19 protein-coding genes are annotated in these 19268 nt (G+C 61.7%); 18 read left to right on the top strand and 1 reads right to left on the bottom strand.

Annotated elements, in window-relative coordinates; genetic code table 11:
• The first annotated feature begins 55 nt into the window (after positions 1 to 55).
• From H1204_RS26395 to H1204_RS26375, 5 genes are all read left to right on the top strand, one after another.
• Positions 56 to 310, top strand: coding sequence for a DUF6723 family protein (locus H1204_RS26395; protein ID WP_180731453.1), 255 nt, complete (start codon positions 56 to 58; stop codon positions 308 to 310).
• 104 nt (positions 311 to 414) lie between these two features.
• A complete protein-coding gene (locus tag H1204_RS26390) occupies positions 415 to 654 on the top strand; it encodes a DUF2442 domain-containing protein (RefSeq protein ID WP_007587719.1) in 240 nt (79 codons plus the stop codon).
• Positions 655 to 791: 137 nt separating this feature from the next.
• A complete protein-coding gene (locus H1204_RS26385; protein WP_180731452.1) occupies positions 792 to 971 on the top strand; it encodes a hypothetical protein in 180 nt (59 codons plus the stop codon).
• A gap of 449 nt (positions 972 to 1420) precedes the next feature.
• Positions 1421 to 1888: a DUF2844 domain-containing protein gene (locus H1204_RS26380; protein ID WP_180731451.1), complete on the top strand. Its 468-nt coding sequence runs from the start codon at positions 1421 to 1423 to the stop codon at positions 1886 to 1888.
• 16 nt (positions 1889 to 1904) lie between these two features.
• Positions 1905 to 3188 (top strand): DUF3443 domain-containing protein, encoded by a 1284-nt coding sequence (locus H1204_RS26375; protein ID WP_180731450.1) that lies wholly within the window; start codon positions 1905 to 1907, stop codon positions 3186 to 3188.
• Positions 3189 to 3297: 109 nt separating this feature from the next.
• On the opposite strand, the gene H1204_RS26370 is transcribed toward H1204_RS26375, so the two are convergent.
• Positions 3298 to 4701: a GntP family permease gene (locus H1204_RS26370; protein ID WP_180731449.1), complete on the bottom strand. Its 1404-nt coding sequence runs from the start codon at positions 4699 to 4701 to the stop codon at positions 3298 to 3300.
• A 357-nt stretch (positions 4702 to 5058) separates the two neighbouring features.
• Between H1204_RS26370 and H1204_RS26365 the strand changes: the two genes are divergently transcribed.
• From H1204_RS26365 to H1204_RS26310, 13 genes are all read left to right on the top strand, one after another.
• Entirely contained in the window at positions 5059 to 6519 is a 1461-nt protein-coding gene (locus H1204_RS26365) for a sigma 54-interacting transcriptional regulator (RefSeq protein WP_180731448.1), read from the top strand.
• 74 nt (positions 6520 to 6593) lie between these two features.
• Positions 6594 to 7166 carry a BON domain-containing protein gene (locus tag H1204_RS26360; RefSeq protein WP_180731447.1) on the top strand — a complete coding sequence of 191 codons (573 nt, stop codon included), beginning with the start codon at positions 6594 to 6596 and terminating at the stop codon, positions 7164 to 7166.
• Between the two features lie 74 nt (positions 7167 to 7240).
• The gene (locus H1204_RS26355) at positions 7241 to 7519 is read left to right on the top strand and encodes a hypothetical protein (protein WP_180731446.1); all 279 of its coding nucleotides are present in this window, start codon (positions 7241 to 7243) and stop codon (positions 7517 to 7519) included.
• 456 nt (positions 7520 to 7975) lie between these two features.
• Positions 7976 to 8179: a hypothetical protein gene (locus H1204_RS26350; protein WP_180731445.1), complete on the top strand. Its 204-nt coding sequence runs from the start codon at positions 7976 to 7978 to the stop codon at positions 8177 to 8179.
• Positions 8180 to 8624: 445 nt separating this feature from the next.
• Complete coding sequence (locus tag H1204_RS26345) at positions 8625 to 8918, top strand: H-NS histone family protein (RefSeq protein WP_180731444.1); 294 nt, start codon at positions 8625 to 8627, stop codon at positions 8916 to 8918.
• Positions 8919 to 9486: 568 nt separating this feature from the next.
• A complete protein-coding gene (gene fae, locus H1204_RS26340) occupies positions 9487 to 10008 on the top strand; it encodes a formaldehyde-activating enzyme (protein ID WP_007747950.1) in 522 nt (173 codons plus the stop codon).
• 175 nt (positions 10009 to 10183) lie between these two features.
• The gene (locus tag H1204_RS26335; RefSeq protein ID WP_180731443.1) at positions 10184 to 11230 is read left to right on the top strand and encodes an aldo/keto reductase; all 1047 of its coding nucleotides are present in this window, start codon (positions 10184 to 10186) and stop codon (positions 11228 to 11230) included.
• Positions 11227 to 12666 carry an NAD-dependent succinate-semialdehyde dehydrogenase gene (locus tag H1204_RS26330; RefSeq protein WP_180731442.1) on the top strand — a complete coding sequence of 480 codons (1440 nt, stop codon included), beginning with the start codon at positions 11227 to 11229 and terminating at the stop codon, positions 12664 to 12666. Before H1204_RS26335 ends, H1204_RS26330 begins: the two co-directional genes overlap by 4 nt.
• Before the next feature lie 90 nt (positions 12667 to 12756).
• Complete coding sequence (locus H1204_RS26325; RefSeq protein ID WP_180731441.1) at positions 12757 to 14169, top strand: MFS transporter; 1413 nt, start codon at positions 12757 to 12759, stop codon at positions 14167 to 14169.
• 850 nt (positions 14170 to 15019) lie between these two features.
• Positions 15020 to 15580, top strand: a complete 561-nt coding sequence (locus H1204_RS26320; RefSeq protein ID WP_180731440.1) for a fimbrial protein — start codon at positions 15020 to 15022, stop codon at positions 15578 to 15580.
• A gap of 70 nt (positions 15581 to 15650) precedes the next feature.
• Positions 15651 to 16028 (top strand): fimbria/pilus periplasmic chaperone, encoded by a 378-nt coding sequence (locus H1204_RS51545; protein ID WP_243468676.1) that lies wholly within the window; start codon positions 15651 to 15653, stop codon positions 16026 to 16028.
• Positions 16007 to 16399, top strand: coding sequence for a fimbria/pilus periplasmic chaperone (locus H1204_RS51540; RefSeq protein ID WP_243468675.1), 393 nt, complete (start codon positions 16007 to 16009; stop codon positions 16397 to 16399). The genes H1204_RS51545 and H1204_RS51540 overlap by 22 nt, the downstream gene beginning before the upstream one ends.
• A gap of 231 nt (positions 16400 to 16630) precedes the next feature.
• Positions 16631 to 19249 (top strand): fimbria/pilus outer membrane usher protein, encoded by a 2619-nt coding sequence (locus H1204_RS26310; RefSeq protein ID WP_243468674.1) that lies wholly within the window; start codon positions 16631 to 16633, stop codon positions 19247 to 19249.
• The last annotated feature ends 19 nt before the right edge of the window (positions 19250 to 19268 follow it).

Raw genomic sequence — 19268 nt, 5'->3', positions numbered from 1 at the left:
GAGCGTGCGAAAATAGCGCTTTTCGCACGACAGTGCACGCATTCAAGACGTCATCATGAGCGGTTTCATTCCCAGTGTGCCCGGCAAGAGCGAGGGCGATTTCGAAGTCAGCGCGGGCTCGAAGCTCGCGGGCTACCGGCGCTTTTTCGGCGTGCTGCGCGTGGTGCGCAAGACGGACGGGCGCCTGCTCTTTCCGTTCGACGGCGCGCCCGATCTCGGTCCCTATCCGACCAAAGAAGAAGCGCTCGCTGCGGCGCAGGTGTACGGCGAGCATATCGTCGAACATGACCTCGCGCGGCCCGAACTGTAAGGGGTTTCTCCGCCGCGATTTTTTCTGTTCGCGCCCCGTGCAATGCGCTTGAAGCGCGGGGCTGGCACGACTATCGTTTGAGTGGACCCCTGCGGGAGGCAATCATGCGTGCCGATGCCGTCGATGTGCATTTCGATAGTGCACACCTGTTTCTCGATCTGTCCGACGGCCGCGCCGTCGAGTTTCCACTCAACTGGTTTCCCACGCTCGCTGCGGCAACCGAAGCGGAGCGCGAACACTTCGCCATTTCGATCGACAAGCAGCAACTGATCTGGCCTGAACTCGACGAGGACATGGATGTGACGGCGTTGCTGCTGTCGCTGCCGGAGTCGATGCGCCACTAGAGCCGGCACTTTCCGTCGATGCATGAGGACGGCGCCGCCCGGCGTCGTCCGGATTTTGTTCGTCCGCCGATCGCACAAACGCGAGCGGTCCCGGTCGCATGCGTTAAAATAACTGCTCGGTGCCAAACGGAGTTTCTGTGCGATCTGTCGTTATTTATCTCACGCCTTCCCTGGACACCATGACGGAATCTGTATCGACTTCAGGCACGCGCGAGGTTGGCGCCGACCTGAATCGCAATGCGAAGGTCGAACATGATCGGGGAGACATCGTCGTCGAATCGACGAAACACGATGGTCCGTCGGTTCAGGCTCTCTAACAAGAACGAATAAAACGGCGCGCTTGCTTTCGGGCAGCGCGCCGTTGTTGTTTGTGCGCGCTTCTTAAACCATTTCCTCGCGCGGATAAAGCACCTTTAAAGCCGCATTGCGTGACGACAGCCCGGCATCTAAAAGATTAATATAATCTTTCTATACATTTCATTCTGCTGTCTGTTTGAAGTCGCCTCTCATTTTGCAATTCACATATTGCAGGCGAGCTTGGCTTTTCTCCTGCGTCTCCCTTCAGTTTAAAACCCTCAGACCGTTAACAGAGTTTGATCTTTGTCATGTTCTAGTCAATGCGGAATAAATGCAAAAATCATGAATGAAGATCTAAGTGGTAGTAGTGCCTTTAAAGACCCGACGGAAGCAAAATATCAAATCGCTCGCATGTCGTGAGCGAACGGGGATTGGCTTCAATCGAAGAAAAAATAAACCGAGGACTTGAATGAAGTTACGTTTGCAATGCCTGTTGGCAGCAGCCGCATTCGCCAACTGCCTTTCCGCTCACGCGGCGCTTGGCTCGTCTCCCACCTACACCGCAACAACGACCACAAGCTCCACTCAGGCTGTCATGCGCCTGAGCGCAACGGCCGTGCCCTACACCGTCAGCGAAGCGACGCTCACCGACGGCACGCTGGTGCGCGAGTACGTCGGTCAATCGGGCGTGGTCTTCGCCGTGTCCTGGCATGGCCCCCACATGCCGGATCTCAGCTCGCTGCTGGGCAGCTACTTTGCGGGCTACCTCGACACCGTCAATCAACAGCATGCGCAGCAGGGCAGCGCATTCGGTCCCGCGACGGTGCAGCGTTCGGATGTCGTAGTCCAGACGGGCGGCCATATGGGCGCGTACGTCGGACGTGCGTGGTTGCCGACGGGTCTTCCCGCCGGCGTGGGCAGCGACGATATCCAATAAGGCGAGGGGACTGAAAATGCGTGCATTGAAATGGATTCTTGCCGTCAGCGGCATGTGTGTGGCGCTGGTTGGATGCGGCGGAGGCGGCGGTTCGTCGAACGCGTCGACGAGCAGCGCAACCGGCACGTCGACGCCTGCGGCGGCAGTGAGCACCGCATTCGCCGATCCGACGGCGGTGCCTGTGTCGTCGGGCTCGGCGAATACGGTGCCTATCGTCGTTTCGTCGTTCAGCAACGTGCGGAATTTCCCGATGGTGAGCGTGAAGGTTTGCGCGCCGAATAGCGGCGCCGCGTTGAACTGCTCGACGATCGACAACGTGCTCGTCGACACCGAATCGTTCGGCCTGCGCCTGTTCGCTTCCGTCATTCCGACGTTGAACAATTTGCAGCAGCAGATGCAAGGCGCTCAAGCCGTCGCGGAATGCGAGTCGTTCGGCTCGGGCAACACATGGGGCACGGTGCGTACGGCAGACGTGAGCCTGTCGAGCGAAGTCGCGCAGAACGTGCCGATCCAGGTGATCGCCGATCCGTCGCTGGCCGCGACCATTCCGACGGGCATCAACGGTTGCCTTGTCGGCACCAACATGACGACGCCCACGGCGCTCGGCGCGAACGGCATTCTCGGTATCGGCACGTCGCCGAACGATTGCGGCGCCAACTGTCAGAACAGCCTTGTCGCGGGTGCCTACTACGTGTGCACGGGTTCGAGCTGCACGCCGGCGCAGGTGACGATCGCCAATCAGGTGACCAACCCTGTAACGAAGTTCACGACCGACAACAACGGCGTGATCGTCGAGATGGCGCAAGTGCCCGATACGGGTGCTGCAACGGGAACGGGAACGCTCGTCTTCGGCATCGACACGCAATCGAACAATGCGCTGAGCGGCACCAACGCGACCATCTTGCCGACCAGTATCTGGGGAGATATGGATGCCGTGTTCGAAGGACGCTCGTACAGCAAGACGGCATTCTTCGATTCTGGATCGAGCGGTCTGTACTTCCAGAGCACGGCGCTGAGCAAGGCATCGAACGGCTTCTACACGCCGGCGGCGCCGACGGGAATGTCGGCTGTCTTCACGGCGGCCAATTCCGCTACGGCAACCGTCAAGTTTAACGTCAGCAACGGCGTGACGCTGATCAATTCCGGCAACTACGCGTTCAATAATCTGGGCGTTGCGCTGTTCAATTCGATCGACATCGGCATGCCGTTCTTCTACGGCCGGCATATGTACTACGGCATTTCGGGGCAGCCGGCGTCGTCGGCTGGCGCTGGGCCGTATGTTGCGTACGTGTCCAGCTGAACGTGCGTGATGCCGCTCACGTCTGCTGGATCGACGGGTTGCATGTGAGCGGCGTGCAATGAAAAAGGGGGCGCAGTGCGCCCCCTTTTGCGTTAGTACAGCGGCTTACTTAAACCAGCCCAGTCGCGTAGTAAAGCCCGATCACGAAGAACACAGCCAGCGTCTTGATGATCGTCACAGCGAAGATGTCGCGATACGACTCGCGGTGCGTGAGGCCCGTGACGGCCAGCAGCGTAATCACCGCGCCGTTGTGCGGCAGCGTATCCATGCCGCCGCTCGCCATCGCGACCACGCGATGCAGCACGTCCATCGGAATATGCGCAGCGTCGGCACCCTTGATGAACAGATCCGACATCGCCGCGAGCGCGATGCTCATGCCGCCCGATGCGGAACCCGTGATACCCGCCAGCGAACTCACCGACACGGCCGCATTCACGAGCGGATTCGGAATGCTCTTGAGCGCATCGCTGACCACGATGAAGCCCGGCAATGCCGCGATCACGCCGCCAAAACCATATTCCGACGCGGTATTGAGCGAGGCGAGCAACGCACCGCCGACAGCCGCCTTCGTGCCCGAAGCGAAACGCTCCTTCACGCTGCCGAACGCCGTGATGACGACGAGCAGAATGCCGAGCAGCAACGCGCCTTCCACCGACCAGATCGCGACCAGCGACTTGATCGTCGCCGTAACGGGCGCGCCGTGGTTACCGGGCAGCACGTCGGGCGAAACGGTGTAGGTCGCGCCGTACCATTCGGGAATCATGCGCGTGAGCACGAAGTTCGCGACGCCGACCAGAATCAGCGGCGCAATGGCCAGCAGCGGATGCGGCAGCTTGTCGGTTTCCATCTTCTCCGGCTCGTTCAGCAGCGACGTGCCGTAGCCTTCGCCCTTCGCCATCGCCGAGCGGCGGCGCCATTCGAGGAACGACAGGCCCACGACGATGATGAACAGCGAACCGGCAATACCGAGGCCGGGCGCGGCCCATGCCGTCGTCTTGAAGAATGTGGTCGGGATGATGTTCTGGATCTGCGGCGTGCCCGGCAGCGAATCCATCGTGAACGAGAACGCGCCCAGCGCGATCGCGCCCGGCATCAGACGCTTCGGAATATTGCTCTGTCGATACAGTTCCGCGGCGAACGGATACACCGCGAACACGACGACGAACAGCGAGACGCCGCCGTATGTCAGCAGCGCGCACACGGCGACGATCACCGCATTCGCCCGCGAGCGGCCGATATAGCGGATTGCCGAGTGCACGATCGACGCGGCGAAACCCGACAATTCGATCACCTTGCCGAACACGGCGCCGAGCAGGAACACAGGGAAGTACAGCTTCACGAAGACGACCATCTTCTCCATGAAGATGCCCGAGAACACGGGCGCGACGGCGGCGGGATCGACCAGCAGCACCGCGCCGAGCGCGGCGATCGGCGCGACGAGAATGACGCTGTAGCCGCGATAAGCGGCGAACATCAGGAACGCCAGGGCGGCGAGGACGATGACAAAAGCCAATTGAGTCTCCAATGCTTGGTTGTTCTACGTGGACGCGCGCGGCGAGGCGCGGTGGCCGGCGCCCGAGAACGCAGGTTCCGTGCCATGCCCGTCAGCCGGGCTTCTGCGGCCCGGGCGGCGAAAAGAGCCGCGCGACGATTCGAACGATAGTACAAATTTGTCTCTGAATGGAGACAAATTGCAGTCTGTCGAATTCGATTCGGCGAAGCATACCTTAATCAGCGGGGTTGTTGCAGGTCTCGTACGTGAGATAATCGGTCCACAAATTGAGACAATAAGCATAAAAGGTATCAGCCTTGCACGGGATCACAGTAAGCGCTGAAGCGCCCACTATGATCCACAGGAGACAGCGACAACATGATGAACGACTGGTCGGGCCTGCCCGCGACCTACAGCGAAGTCCTGCGCCGCGCGATGGACTCGCTCTTCCGCACGTTCGAGAACTTCAGCGAAGGCACCTTCATCGTCGATGCCGACGCGCGCGTCGTGTGGATCAATAAACGCTACGCGGCACGCTTTGGTTTTGCCGATCCGCAACAGGCGATCGGCCGCGACTGCGAAGCCGTCATCCCGAATAGCCTGATGCGCGAAGTCGTGATGACGGGTAAGCCGATCCTGCTCGACATTCTCGAAACCGACCGCGAGCCGCTCGTCGTCACCCGCCTGCCGTTGAAGGACGACGCGGGCAAGACGGTCGGCGCCGTCGGTTTTGCGCTCTTCGACGAGATGAAGGCGCTCACCCCGCTCTTCTCCCACTACTCGCGCGTGCAACAGGAACTGATCGCGACGCGCCAGTCGCTCGCGCAGGCGCGCCGCGCGAAGTACACGTTCGCGAGCTTCGTCGGCACGAGTGCGGCCAGTCTCGAAGTGAAGCGCCAGGCGCGTCGCGCGTCGCAAGTCGATTCGCCCGTATTGCTGCTCGGCGAAACGGGCACCGGCAAGGAACTGCTTGCGCATGCGATCCACGGCGCGTCCGCGCGCTCGACCAAGCCGCTCGTCACCGTCAACGTCGCGGCGATTCCCGATGCGCTGCTCGAAGTCGAGTTCTTCGGCGCGGCGGCGGGCGCGTACACGGGCGCGGACCGCAAGGGACGCGTCGGCAAGTTCGAGTTGGCCGATGGCGGCACGCTGTTTCTCGATGAAATCGGCGATATGCCTTTGCCGCTGCAAGGCAAGCTGTTGCGCGTGCTGCAGGATCGCGAGTTCGAGCCGCTCGGGTCGAATCGGATCGTGCGCGCCGACGTGCGGATCATCGCGGCGACTTCGGCCGATCTGCCCGCGCTTGTCGGGGAAGGGCGTTTCCGCCCGGACCTGTTCTATCGCCTCAACGTGCTCACCATTCAAGCGCCGCCGCTGCGCGAGCGGCAAACGGATATCGAGGCGCTCGCCTATACGATCCTCGAAGATCTGTCGACGCAGGTGCGCGGCGGTCACTTCGAACTGCAGGACGACGCGCTGCGGCTGTTGTGCGCGTACGGCTGGCCAGGCAATGTGCGCGAGTTGCGCAACACGCTGGAGCGCGCGGTGATGCTGTCGGACAGCGAGCGTATCGATGCGCGCGCGCTTGCGCCGTTCATCGGGCCCGTGCGCGGACATATTGGGTTCGATGCCCCCGCACCCGTGCAGATCACGGCGGCAGGGGTATCGGACGAAGCGCAGCCGCAACAGTGGGCGGACGCGATGGCCGCGTTCGAAAAGCGTTTTATCGACGAAGCGTTGCGCGCGTGCGAAGGACGCGTCACGGAAGCGGCCGCGCGCATCGGCATGGGGCGCGCGACGCTCTACAAGAAGATCGCTGCGTACGGCATCGAAGTGTGAGCGTCGCCGGGCAAAGCCGCCGCGCAGTACGATCGTGATGCTGACAGCAACCCGAAGCCAAAGGAGACCTGGCCATGGCACGCTGGATCGTTTGGATCATGCCGTTTATCGCGAGCGTCGCCTGCAATGTGCTGCATGCGCAAGAGGCGTCATCGGCGGCGGCGCCAGGTGAACGGCGCAACTGGTACAACGATCCGTTCTTCGCGCTTTCGCACGCGATCGCCGATTGCCCCGTGCCGCTCGGCCCGATGATGACGCACGCACAGATGGAAGACGACGCGCACTATCGCGTGGAGCGAGGCACGACCTGCTGGCTCGCGCACAAATGCACGAAGCCGAATTCCTATCTGTATGACGCGGATATCGCCAGCGCGATCCACGCGCGCTTTACGAACCCGCATGCATTCGACGGCACGAGCGTGTGGATCACGGTGCAGCGCCGCTTCGTCTATGCAGAAGGCTGCGCGCCCGCATCGTTCGACAGGCACGCGTTGCAGCAGCAACTCGAAGCGATCCCCGACGTCGAGCAGGTGTTCATGCGCATCGCCGGGAGCACGCATGGACCGATGCCCTACAAGACGCTTGCGGAACCCGACAGACAGCCGATAGCAGAGCCGATAACTGAACCGAAGCCACAGACTCAATAACACGATAAACGCAACGCAACTCGGCCATGGCACAATCGCGTTCGTCGAAAAACAAGTGGCCAACGGGGTTTTCCATGAAACGCAGTCAAACATCCACGGCGCGCGTCATGCATTGGGTTCGCGGCGCGGCGCTTTCGGTCGTCGTCGCGATGACGGGCGCGCTCGCCGCGTGCAGCAGCGCGCCGCCGCTCTTCGCGCCGGATGGCCAGCCCACCACGCTCGTTCAATGCCCCGCAGGCTCCGACAACTGCGATCAGCAGGCGCAAGCGATGTGTGGCGGCGCGTTCGACACGATACGCACGACGACCCAGAACGGCGTGCGCAGCCTGCTCTACGCCTGCCGCGGAAAGTAAGTAGCACTGCCGCCATGCCGGGCCGCGCTCGCGGCCCGCTGACTTCCTGAAGCACGTCACGACGATATATCGCGCGCTGCATGTCGCGGTCGATGCACATGCATCGACCTGAACCGTTGCGTCTTCGTTGTAGCATTCGCGCAGATCGAAGCATGCGTCGGCGGATTTCTCGACCGCTTTGAACAACCACTCGCGATCGTCGACTCGCGCGACCCGCGAGCGTTGCGCTGGCGCATCGCGCGAGGCGCTTCCGTGCGCCGCCCAACGGAACGCATCGATATCCTCGTATAGATTTCTGATAGCGGATGAGGTTGCGTGACAAGGAACAATGCGCTGCCCATCCGATTCTGGGAAGCGTGTGCAGTCACTACAACGACATTGAGAGAGCGGCAGTCGATTTCCCGCGGCACATTCTGTGCTAACCGAGGCGCCCTGCGAGGGACGACGGGGAAGGCAATGAATCACGAGCAGATAGAAAAGGATATCGAGCACCTGGAACACGTCATCTCGCGCATCTCCGCTGCCGACGGTATTCCGCTGTCTTACTGGCGCAACCGCATCGAATCGGTGTCGCTTGCCGCGCTGGTGCCGTCACAGATCAGGCGCGTCCAGAGGCTCAGCGACGCGTTGCACGCACTCGAAGTTCGTTACAAGCGCTGAGCGTCGCGGTGTTGCGCGCGCTGGCCTTGCCCACGGAACGTGTTCATGGACAGAGCAGGATTCACGGCCGCGCGTCTCGCGCGCTTGACGGATGCGATGCAAGGCTATGTCGAGCGCGGCGACGTGGCTCGCGTCGTGACGCTCGCATGGCGCAATGGCGGGCTCGGTTTGTTCGATGCGTGTAGGACCCGCTTCGTATACCCTCCATCGGACACGTTCGGTGGTCAAGGCAAGTCTGCGGCCCCGGCCTGTCGATCGAATCGTTCCGATGGCCACGTGCCTTCGGTACCCGCTGGTTCAGCGATCCCACCGTGAATCTGATCGCACGTTTGTTTGACGGTGCGCAGTGCTCGTGGATCTCTGACAGCACTACACTGCTACCCGGCACTTTTTAGGTCTGGTACGGTCTGAGTTGCCGTACAGCTTTGCAAGGAGACTTCGCCAGATGGCCACATACAGACAGCTGACCGCCCAACTCGAAAAGCTTCAGAAGGAGATGGAACAAGCACGTGAACAGGAAGTGACTCAGGCGATCGCTGACATCAAACAGAAGATTGCCGAATACGGCATCACCGCCGAGGAGCTTGGCTTCTCGAGCAAGGTGCGCGCGGCGGCGCGCAAAGCTGCACTGCCGCCGAAATACCGCAACCCCAAGACAGGCGAAACCTGGAGCGGTCGTGGCCGTGCGCCGGGTTGGCTCGCGGGTAAGAATCGCGACAAGTTTTTGATCGACGAATGAAACTGGCGCAAGCGCCCGTCGCCGTTAGCCGATAAGTGCGCTTGCTCCACCTTCCTGTTTTTTCATCCCGCAGCGGTGCCGGCCTTTGACCGGTGAACCGTACAGTGAGCGAAAGCGCAGTTGCCAGGCGCACCGTCGCGGGAATCCCGAAAACTCTCACCTTTAACTGGCGCCGCCCGTTCGACACGGCGCGCCGGATTCGCCGTTGCTTGCCTGCGATACACCTCGCGGCGCTGGGGCAAGCGCGGTCTCATGATTCTAGTGACTGCCGCGAAAGCCTTATGCAGAAAGGATTTTCGGGATTTCGTGCGAAACGTCGGCGCGCTTCTCGCGTACCTTGCTGACGCGTTTCTTAAGAACGCTCCGCCATTGTTTAAAGCGTCGTTCGCGTCTGATCTTCGTGCCTCCCGAAAACCCTCACCTCAGCGTTTTTCCTCACCAGCCATCACTCAGTGGAAACCCGGAGTTGAGTCCGCCTCATACCCCGGATCAAAAAACATCGCTTCATCGTCCTGCCTGGCGGCCAGCACAATCAGCGCATCCCACTCAACCTGATGGAACTGGACAGATGAGCACCACTGAGAAGCAACTGTATATCGGCGAAGGATTCGAAGGCCCGGGCGTGAACCTCGCGCACATCAACGTGCTGGTCGGTCCGCGCAACGGCCCCGCTGGTCAGGCGTTCGCCACCGCGCTGTCGACGCCTTCCGCCGGCCACGCGCCGTTCGTCGTGATCGCGCGTCCGGGCGTGCCGACCAAGCCGCTGACGCTGTACGTGAACAAGGCGCAGATCGAAGGCGACTTCCACGGCAACGCAACGTGGGGCGCATCGCAGGCGGGCATCGCGAAGGCGGTGGCCGAGTCGCTGGAGAACGGCACGCTGCCGCCCGAAGCGGAAAACGACTGGGTCGTCGTGTCGGCGAACTGGGTCAACCCGAAGACCGACGATCTCGACGCCGTGTTCGAGAACAACTACCGCGCATGCAAGAACGCGATTCTCGCGGCGATGAAGGGCCTGCCGCACAAGGAAGAAGTGTTTGCCGCCGCGCGAGAAGTGTCGAACCCGTTCTATACGCCGAAGCAGCGATAAGCCTTCGTATTCACTACGCCCTAGCGGGCATGGGGTCCACGTAGGCGCTAAAGCGCCAACGTGGGCCGACTCGCCAAGGGATCAGAGTAAGCGCTGAAGCGCCAACTCTGATCGACCTGGCATGGGGCCCACGTAGGCGCTAAAGCGCCAACGTGGGCCGACAGGAGACATCGCAATGGAATACATTCGCCTCGGCCAGTCGGGCCTGAAGGTTTCGCGTCTGTGCCTCGGCACGATGAACATGGGCACGCCGCAATGGAAGCCGTGGATTTTCGATGAAGCGCAAAGCGAGCCGATCGTGCGTCACGCGCTCGAAGCCGGCGTCAACTTCATCGACCTGGCTGACTTCTACTCGACGGGCGTCGGCGAAGAAGTGGTCGGCCGCATCCTGAAGCGCCTCGCGCGCCGCGAAGAGATCGTCGTGACGACCAAGGTCGGCTACGACATGGGCACGTACCAGAACGCGGGCGGCCATTCGCGCAAGCACATCATGGACGGCATCGACGGTTCGCTGTCGCGTCTGGGCATGGACTACGTCGATATCTACATGCTGCATTACTTCGACGTGAACACGCCCGTCGAAGAGACGATGGGCGCGCTGAACGACATCGTGCGCGCAGGCAAGGCGCGCTACATCGGCGTATCGACGATGTACACGTGGCAGTTCGCGAAGATCATGCAGGTGTGCGAGCGCAACGGCTGGCACAAGCCGATCAACATGCAGCTGCAACTGAACCTCGCCTATCGCGAGGAAGAGCGCGAAATGATTCCGTATTGCCAGGATCAGGGTGTGGGCGTGTCGGTGTTCAGCCCGCTCGCGCGCGGTCTTCTGACCAGCGACGCGCAATCGACGCGCAACCAGACCGACTTCTTCACCGCGCAAATGTATGGCGACACGGCGTCGCGTGAGATCGCGGCATCGGTGGCGCGCGTGGCGGCGAAGCGCGGTGTCTCTGCGGCGCAGATCGCGCAGGCATGGGTGCTGCAACGCGAAGGCATCGCGAGCATGCTGGTCGGCGCGGATACACCGGCGCAGTTCGACAGCGCACTGGCCGCGCTGGGCACGAAGCTCGAAGCGGAAGAACTGCACGAGCTGGAGCGCAACTACACGCCATGCGATCTGATCAACGACTACACGGCGGGCAAGCGCATCGCGCGCGAAGCGCGTGCCGCACAAGGCACGTTCGCCGACGTAGCAAGCAATCTGGACAAAGCAGCATGAGTGAATTTCTCCGCACAGGCCACTACATCAACGGCGAGTGGTACGAAAGCGCGAACACGTATCCCGTTCGCAATCCGGCAACGGGCGAGGTAATCGCCAACGTCGCGAAGGGTGGCGCGCAGGAAACGGCGCAAGCCATCGACGCCGCCGAGCGCGCGTTCCCCGCCTGGCGCGCGCTGACCGCGAAAGAGCGCGGCGCACGCGTGAAGCGTTGGGGCGAGCTGATGCTCGAACATCGCGACGCGCTCGCCGAACTGCTGACGCGCGAGCAAGGCAAGCCGCTCGCCGAAGCGAAGGGCGAAGTCGGCTACGCCGCGAGCTTCTTCGAATGGTTCGCAGAAGAAGCGAAGCGCAGCTACGGCGACGTGATTCCGAGCCCGAAGCCCGATTCGAAGATCATCGTCACGCGTGAGCCGGTTGGCGTGGTCGCGGCGATCACGCCGTGGAATTTCCCGCTCGCGATGATCACACGCAAGGCCGGCCCCGCAATCGCAGCCGGGTGCACGATGGTCCTGAAGCCTTCCGAAGAAACGCCGCTGTCCGCGTTCGCGCTGGCCGTGCTCGCGGAGCGAGCGGGCATTCCGGCGGGTGTGTTCAACATCGTGTCGGGCGATGCCGTGGCGATTGGCGGCGTGCTGACGGAATCGCCTGTCGTGCGCAAGCTGTCGTTCACGGGATCGACGCGCGTCGGCAAGCTGCTCGCGAAGCAGTCGGCGGATACGTTGAAGAAGCTGTCGCTGGAACTGGGCGGCAACGCGCCGTTCATCGTGTTCGACGATGCCGACATCGACGCCGCCGTGCAGGGCGCGATGGCGTCGAAGTTCCGCAACACCGGGCAGACCTGCGTGTGCGTGAACCGGTTCTATGTGCAGGACGGCATTTACGACGCGTTCACGCAGGCATTGACGGAAGCCGTGAAGAAGATGCGCGTCGGCGATGCGCTGAAGGGCGAGGTCGAGCAAGGTCCGCTGATCAACGAGGCCGCGCTGCTGAAAGTCGAGGCGCACGTCGCCGATGCGTTCCAGCATGGCGCGAAGGCGTTGACGGGCGGCAAGCGTCACGCGCTGGGCGGCACGTTCTACGAGCCGACAGTGCTCGTCGACGCGAAGCAACCGATGCTGATCGCCGAAGAAGAAACCTTCGGCCCGGTCGCCGCGTGCTTCCGCTTCAAGACGGAAGACGAAGCGGTCAAGGCCGCGAACGATACGCCGTTCGGTTTGTCCGCGTACTTCTACACGCGCGATCTGGGGCGTGCATGGCGCGTCGCGGAAGCGCTGGAAAGCGGCATGGTCGGCATCAACGAAGGCATCATTTCGACGGAAGTCGCGCCGTTCGGCGGCGTCAAGCAGTCGGGCCTCGGCCGTGAAGGCTCGAAGTACGGAATGGATGAGTACGTCGAACTGAAGTACATGATGATGGGCGGTCTGGGCCGCTAGTCGTCAGTGCTTCGTCCGCCACGCGCGGCGGAAAGGCAAGGAAGTACGCGTCCCGGCGCGCAACACGGGACGCGATTACAAGGAGACATCTTGAGCGATCAAGACCTGCTTGCGCGGCCGTCCGGCCCCGCATCCCCGTCCCCGCGCGTTTCAGCGCCGGCCCAGGCTAAACACCCGCAACATACGAATCGCAATACCGTCTCGCTCGACGATGTGCCGCTGAATGGCTTCCACATCAAGATTGCCGGTCTGACGTTCGGTGCGCACTTCACGGAAGGCTTCGCGCTCGGCACGATCGGCTATGCGCTCGCGTCGCTCAACAAGCAGATGCCGCTCGATGCGTTCTGGCAAGGCATGATAGGCAGTTCCGCGCTGATGGGGATTTTCGTCGGCAGTCTGGTGTTCGGGTGGTTATCGGACCGTATGGGCCGGCAGCGTATTTTCCTGCTGAGTTTTCTGATCATCACGCTCGCGGCTTTCGCGCAGTTCTATGTGTCCTCACCGGCGATGCTCTGCGCGTTGCGCGTGCTGATCGGCTTCGGCATGGGCGGTGATTTCGCCGTCGGTCACGCGATTCTCGCGGAGTTCTCGCCGCGCAAGCATCGCGGCACGCTGCTCGGCTCGTTCAGCGTGATCTGGACGATCGGCTATGTGGTCGCGAACGTGCTCGGCCTGTGTTACGCGGATGCGTCGCCGGATGCGTGGCGCTGGCTGCTGGCGTCAGCGGGTGTGCCTGCGCTCGCGGTGCTGGTCATGCGAATCGGCACGCCGGAGTCGCCGCGCTGGCTGCACGGCAAGGGACGCATCGCTGAAGCGCAGGCCATCGTGCTGAAATACTTCGGGCCGAACGTGACGATCGACGGCGCGCATGACGACCATGCGCACGGCGCTCAAGGCGGTTTTGCGCGTCTTTTCAAACGCGATCTGATCCGCCGCACGATCTTCAACTGCGCGTTCTTCGTGTGCCTCGTGATTCCGTACTTCGCGATCTACACGTTCCTGCCGTCGATCCTCAAGGCGATTCATCTCGACAACGGCTCGGGCGCGGATTTCCTGCTCAACGGCTTTCTCGTGGTCGGCGCGCTGCTCGGTATCTGGCTGACGATCGTGCTCTCGCGCCGCGCGTTTCTGATCGGTTCGTTCGCGGTGACTTGCCTGTCGCTGCTGGCGTTGAGCGTGTTGCCGGAATCGGCGGCGCTGTGGATGATCGTTGCCTTCGCCGTGTTTACGCTGACGATGTCAGCGTTCTCGAATCTGGTCGGCGTGTTTCCGCCCGAGTGCTTTCCGACGGAAGTGCGCGCCTGCGGCGTCGGACTCGCAATTGCATGCAGCCGGCTGGGTTCGGCCGTCGGCACGTTCCTGCTGCCGCTCGGCATCGCGCAACTCGGCTTTCATTCGACGATGCTTGCGCTGTCCGCCGTGTTGCTTGTCGGCATGATCGTTTCGATTGCGTGGGCGCCGGAGACGAAGCATCTGACGTTGAATCAGGCGAGCGGCGCTTAGCGAAACGCGCATCTACAACGCATTCTTCGGTTGAAGCCCGAAGCGCCCGTGAGGGTGCTTCGGGCTTTTCCATTTGAGCTTGCCGATTCTCTATTTGTCCTGTCGGTAGCAATGAGCGCACGATCACCGCAAAAAGCGTTATGCGTCGACGGGATGCCTTACTGCATAACGCATTTATAAATTCACTGAAAGCCTGAAATGTCACTTCTAAGTGCTTTAGGAATTTTTATTCGTGCATCTCAAATGAAATCAAAAAGCTTTCCCAATCCCCTACGCAATCGGATCTTAAAAAAATAAGATCATTGATCTTCGTCATTCAAAGCCGCTATTTGACGATGATAAGTTTTATCAACGCGCAACGACACAAACGTTTGCTGCCCAATCAGTTTTTGATTTGAACCCCATGACCAGGCATCGCGTCCGCAAGGTTTTGGACGCCGGGCACGTTTGAGTTCAATTGCCGCTCTATAAGTACATTGAGTCCGCCAGATATTGCGTCCGCAACGCTTTATGCGGGCTTGTTCACCTAAGGTCATTCTCAGGAAACAGGGCCGTTGACATTCGTCATTCAAGGCGTTCAGTCGTCAATGTTACATTTAGCTTTCACTTGATTGGCGATGCAAACGTTTGCGCTTAGCGTAGTTTTCCAACTGATTCGCATGTCTTAGTAATGGTCATGCGTATCTGATTCGCAGGTGCGTCGTCCTTCCACTTTCATTCAGGCCGCTTCTCACGATTCGATATGCGCCGATACGGCAAGAGGCCATGCCTCGGAGGGCGACATGACGGGAACAGGCAGTGAAGCATCGGAAAGCATTTTTTATTGGCAAGTAACTTTAGGAGCATCAGCATGCAAAAGCACATCTTGTCCACGGCCGCTATCGGTCTGATGGCATTCCTGTCCCCGGCGGCCCAGGCGGCCGACGGCACGATCACGATCACAGGTTCCGTCACGGATACCACCTGCTCGATCAATAGCACGGCGAGCGGTTCGGCCGCCGACGTCGCGGTGCTCCTGCCGACCGTGCAGGCTGGCTCGCTGGCAGCCGCCGGCGCGACGGCCGGCATGTCGAATCTCGGCGATATCCGCCTCACGCTGAGCGGTTGTTCGGGCGCAGCCACGAAGGCGGTCGCGCGCTTCGAGAATGGCCCGACCGTGGATCAGAGCAGCGGTTATCTGACGAATCAGGCATCGGCTTCGCCCGCGCAAAACGTGCAGGTGCGTCTGCTGAACGCGAATACGCAACCGATCAACATCCTGACGGGCGGCAACAACACGCTCGCCACCAACGGCGCGACGATCACGGGCGGTGCGGCCACGCTGAACTATTTCGCGCAGTACTACGCAACGGGCAAAGCGCAGCCGGGTAACGTGAACACGTCGATCCAATACACGATGCAGTATCAGTAACCACTTGAAGTGGGGGCGTGCGCTTGCGTGCCTGCCCCGATCTTTTCGCATTGCACGGAGCACGCGCGACATGTTGATGAAACGGAGGCTGATCTGCCGATGGCCGATCGTTCTGCTGGCGGCCGTCATGGCCGCGGGCGCCGCGCGCGCTAGCGTGACGATTGGCGCCACGCGCGTTGTCTATCCGCTCGATCAGCGGGAAGTGACAGTCAAGCTGACCAACGACAGCCGCAATCCGTCGCTGGTCCAGGTCTGGCTCGACAGCGGCGACGCCAACGCGAAGATCGACGAAAGCAGGACGCCGTTCGTGATCACACCGCCCATTTTCCGCATGAATGCGGGCCGGTCGCAGACCTTGCGCATCATCTACAGCGGCGATGCGCTGCCGCAGGATCGGGAATCGGTCTACTGCTCAACGTGCTGGACGTGCCGCCCAAAGCCGACGTGAAAGCCGATGCGAATACGCTGCAATTCGCCTATCGCACGCGGATCAAGGTCTTCGTGCGCCCGCCGAAGCTGCAGGGCACGCCGGACGAGGCGCCGCGCCAGCTCGACTGGAAGGTCGTGCCGGCGCCGGAAGGCAAGGGCCAGGCGCTCGCCGTGTCGAATCCGACTGCGTATCACGTGTCATTTAGCGAGATCAGGGTGTCGTCGAACGGCGCGACTTACAAAAACGACCGCGGCGGCATGGTCGCGCCGCGCGGCAAGGAGATCATCGCCGTGCCGCAGATGAACGGCGTGAAGTCCGGCAAGGTGCACTACGTCGCGATCAACGACTTCGGCGGTGCGATCGAAGGCGACGCGGACATCGTTCCTTAACACGTCTCGCCTTCAGTTTGAGGCGCTGGGTCCGCCGGCCGCCTTTCCCTCTCCCGAATCTCAAAAACGTTGTCGCGTGATGCCATCTGGCACGCGCTGAGCCTTTGCGCGTGCGGGTCTTGAGCATCTCAAAATTAGGAATCGTCTGAGGTACTCCTATCTCGTAAATCCATAACATCGATTCATGCCTGATCGACAGGCCTGAGTTCTTCTCAATCGAGTTATCGGATCATGAAAACCTCGCACCAACGCCAATCGCAACGCCCGGCTAGCGCAACAGCCGGCTCGTTCATGCTGAATCCCGTCACGGCCGTCGTACTGTCCGTGTTCGCGATGGCGGGTTTCATGAGCTCGGGCGCCGCGTGTGCGGCCGAAGCGAGTGGCGCTGTCGAGTTCGATACGACTTTCCTGCAGATCGACTCGCAACGGGTCGACGTCGCGCGCCTTGGCCGTGGCAACGTCGTGTCGCCCGGCGTCTACACGGTCGATATCTCGATCAACGACAACCACGTCGCGCGCGAGAGCGTGCGCTTCACCGCTACGCATGAAGGCGAGAACGCGCGCGCTTGTCTCACGCGCAAGATGCTCGAGGGCTTCGGCGTCGACTTCACGAAGCTGACGAGCGCAGGGGATCAGGTTACGGATGCATGCGTCGATGTGAGCGCGAGCGTGCCGGACGCAACGGTCGAATTCGACTTCAACGAGCAGAAGCTGAACATCACGATCCCGCAGAAGTACATGCACAATCTGGCGCGTGGCTACGTCGCGCCGGAACTGTGGGACAACGGGGTGAATGCGGGTTTCCTGAGCTACAACGCGAACGCGTACCAGACGGCTGCGGGCGGCGCGCATGCGTCGCAGGAGTATCTGGGCCTGAACGCCGGCGTGAACATCGGCGCGTGGCACTTCCGGCATCAGTCGTCGGTGACGGCGGGCACGGGCCAGTCGATCCAGCTCGACAATATCGCCACTTACGTTCAGCACGACATCACGAAACTGCGCTCGCAGGTCACGCTCGGCGACGCGCAAACGACGGGCGACGTGTTCGACAGCATTGCGTTTCGCGGCGCGCAGATCGCCACCGACGACCGCATGCTGCCCGAATCGCTGCGCGGTTACGCGCCCGTCGTGCGCGGCACGGCCGATTCGAATGCGCGCGTGACGGTGCGCCAGAATGGTCAGGTTATCTATGAAACGAACGTGTCGCCGGGACCGTTCGAAATCAACGATCTCTACGCGACCGGCTATGGTGGCAACCTCGACGTGACGGTGACGGAAGCCGATGGCCGCACGAAGCGCTTCACCGTGCCTTACGCGGCCGTCGCGCAGTCGCTGCGCGCGGGCACGACGCGCTTCGCCTTCACAGCCGGTCAACTGCGCGACGAATCGTTGCAGACGAAACCTGGCTTCACGCAGTTCACGGTGCAGCGCGGGCTGACGAATCTCGTTACGCTCTACGGCGGCGCTATCGCATCGAACGGCTATGTTGCGGCGAATCTCGGCGCGGCACTCAATACGAAGTACGGCGCGCTCGCGAGCGACCTCACGACGGCGCGCACGCAGTTGCCCGGCGCTGGTTCGCAGCAAGGTCAAAGTCTGCACATCGGCTACAGCAAGTTCATCGACGCAACGAATACCAACATCGCGCTTGGTGCGTACCGGTACTCGGACAGCGGCTATCTCGGCCTCGCCGATGCCGCCCGCCTGCGCGACGCTGCGCTGCATGGCAGCGACGTCAATGCAGCCGACCGCGAACGCGGCCGTCTGCAACTGACGGTCAACCAGACGCTGAAGGATCGCGGCGCGGTGTTCGCCAACGTATCGTCGCAGCACTACTGGAACCGGCCGGGAAGCGATATGTTCTATCAGTTGGGCTACTCGAACGGCTTCAAATATGGGACCTATAGTGTTACAGCAGGCCGTACGCGCAGCGCGGACGGCACGCTGTCGAACGAAGTGATGCTGAGCACGTCGATTCCGCTCGGACATACGCAGCATTCGCCGATGCTGTCGACCAACCTCAATGCGGGCAAGGGCGCATCGAGCATGCAGACCAGCCTGGGCGGTGCCGCGGGCGAGCGCAATCAGTATTCTTATAACGTGTACGACACGGTCGGGCAGGCATCGTCGGGCAGCGTCAACGCGAGCGCGGGCGCGAGCGGCACGTGGCGTGCGCCCGCCGCGCAGGTGACGGCGTCAGCCAGCGGCGGCGCGCATTCGGCGCAGGTCTCGGCGGGCGTGAGCGGCTCGGTCGTCGCGCATCCGGGCGGCGTGACGTTCTCGCAGACGGTTGGCGATACGTTCGGCATCGTCGAGGCGAAAGGTGCGGAAGGCGCAACGGTGTCGAGCGCGTCGGGCGTGAAGGTGGATTCGCACGGCTACGCGGTGGTGCCGTTCCTCACGGCGTACGGGATGAATACGGTGGATATCGACCCGAAGGGTTCGTCGAGCGATGTCGAGTTTGTGTCGACGTCGGAGCGTGTCGCGCCGCGGCTGGGCTCGGTTGTCATGCTGAAGTACAAGACGGTGACGGGGCGCGCGGCGTTGATCCGCGCGCCGCAAATGAGCGGTGGACCGTTGCCGTTCGGCGCGGATGTGCTGGATGCGAACGGCAATCACGTTGGCGTGGTCGCTCAGGACAGCCGGATCTTTGCGCGCGGTATCGAGGATAAGGGAACGCTTGTCGTGAAGCTCGGTGAAAACGAAGGCGACATCTGCCGGATTCAGTACGCATTGCCAGTGAAGGGTGATAAGGCGGATGCTTATACGTCGGTGGAAGGGCATTGCATCACCGGTTCCTCCATCGCTCCGGTGGCAGTTGCGCCGGCGGCCGGCGCAAGCGCGGGTTAAGAGAAACGGAGCCGGACGA

The organism is Paraburkholderia sp. PGU19 (assembly GCF_013426915.1).
Lineage (GTDB): Bacteria > Pseudomonadota > Gammaproteobacteria > Burkholderiales > Burkholderiaceae > Paraburkholderia.
This window is presented reverse-complemented; position numbering and strand designations above follow the sequence as displayed.

What these genes read in the sequence shown, in the direction of transcription:
- H1204_RS26395 (WP_180731453.1), top strand. Translation starts at nt 56, where the DNA reads ATGAGCGGTTTCATTCCCAGTGTGCCCGGCAAGAGCGAGGGCGATTTC.
- H1204_RS26390 (WP_007587719.1), top strand. Translation starts at nt 415, where the DNA reads ATGCGTGCCGATGCCGTCGATGTGCATTTCGATAGTGCACACCTGTTT.
- H1204_RS26380 (WP_180731451.1), top strand. Translation starts at nt 1,421, where the DNA reads ATGAAGTTACGTTTGCAATGCCTGTTGGCAGCAGCCGCATTCGCCAAC.
- H1204_RS26375 (WP_180731450.1), top strand. Translation starts at nt 1,905, where the DNA reads ATGCGTGCATTGAAATGGATTCTTGCCGTCAGCGGCATGTGTGTGGCG.
- H1204_RS26365 (WP_180731448.1), top strand. Translation starts at nt 5,059, where the DNA reads ATGATGAACGACTGGTCGGGCCTGCCCGCGACCTACAGCGAAGTCCTG.
- H1204_RS26360 (WP_180731447.1), top strand. Translation starts at nt 6,594, where the DNA reads ATGGCACGCTGGATCGTTTGGATCATGCCGTTTATCGCGAGCGTCGCC.
- H1204_RS26355 (WP_180731446.1), top strand. Translation starts at nt 7,241, where the DNA reads ATGAAACGCAGTCAAACATCCACGGCGCGCGTCATGCATTGGGTTCGC.
- H1204_RS26350 (WP_180731445.1), top strand. Translation starts at nt 7,976, where the DNA reads ATGAATCACGAGCAGATAGAAAAGGATATCGAGCACCTGGAACACGTC.
- H1204_RS26345 (WP_180731444.1), top strand. Translation starts at nt 8,625, where the DNA reads ATGGCCACATACAGACAGCTGACCGCCCAACTCGAAAAGCTTCAGAAG.
- fae (WP_007747950.1), top strand. Translation starts at nt 9,487, where the DNA reads ATGAGCACCACTGAGAAGCAACTGTATATCGGCGAAGGATTCGAAGGC.
- H1204_RS26335 (WP_180731443.1), top strand. Translation starts at nt 10,184, where the DNA reads ATGGAATACATTCGCCTCGGCCAGTCGGGCCTGAAGGTTTCGCGTCTG.
- H1204_RS26330 (WP_180731442.1), top strand. Translation starts at nt 11,227, where the DNA reads ATGAGTGAATTTCTCCGCACAGGCCACTACATCAACGGCGAGTGGTAC.
- H1204_RS26320 (WP_180731440.1), top strand. Translation starts at nt 15,020, where the DNA reads ATGCAAAAGCACATCTTGTCCACGGCCGCTATCGGTCTGATGGCATTC.
- H1204_RS51545 (WP_243468676.1), top strand. Translation starts at nt 15,651, where the DNA reads ATGTTGATGAAACGGAGGCTGATCTGCCGATGGCCGATCGTTCTGCTG.
- H1204_RS26310 (WP_243468674.1), top strand. Translation starts at nt 16,631, where the DNA reads ATGAAAACCTCGCACCAACGCCAATCGCAACGCCCGGCTAGCGCAACA.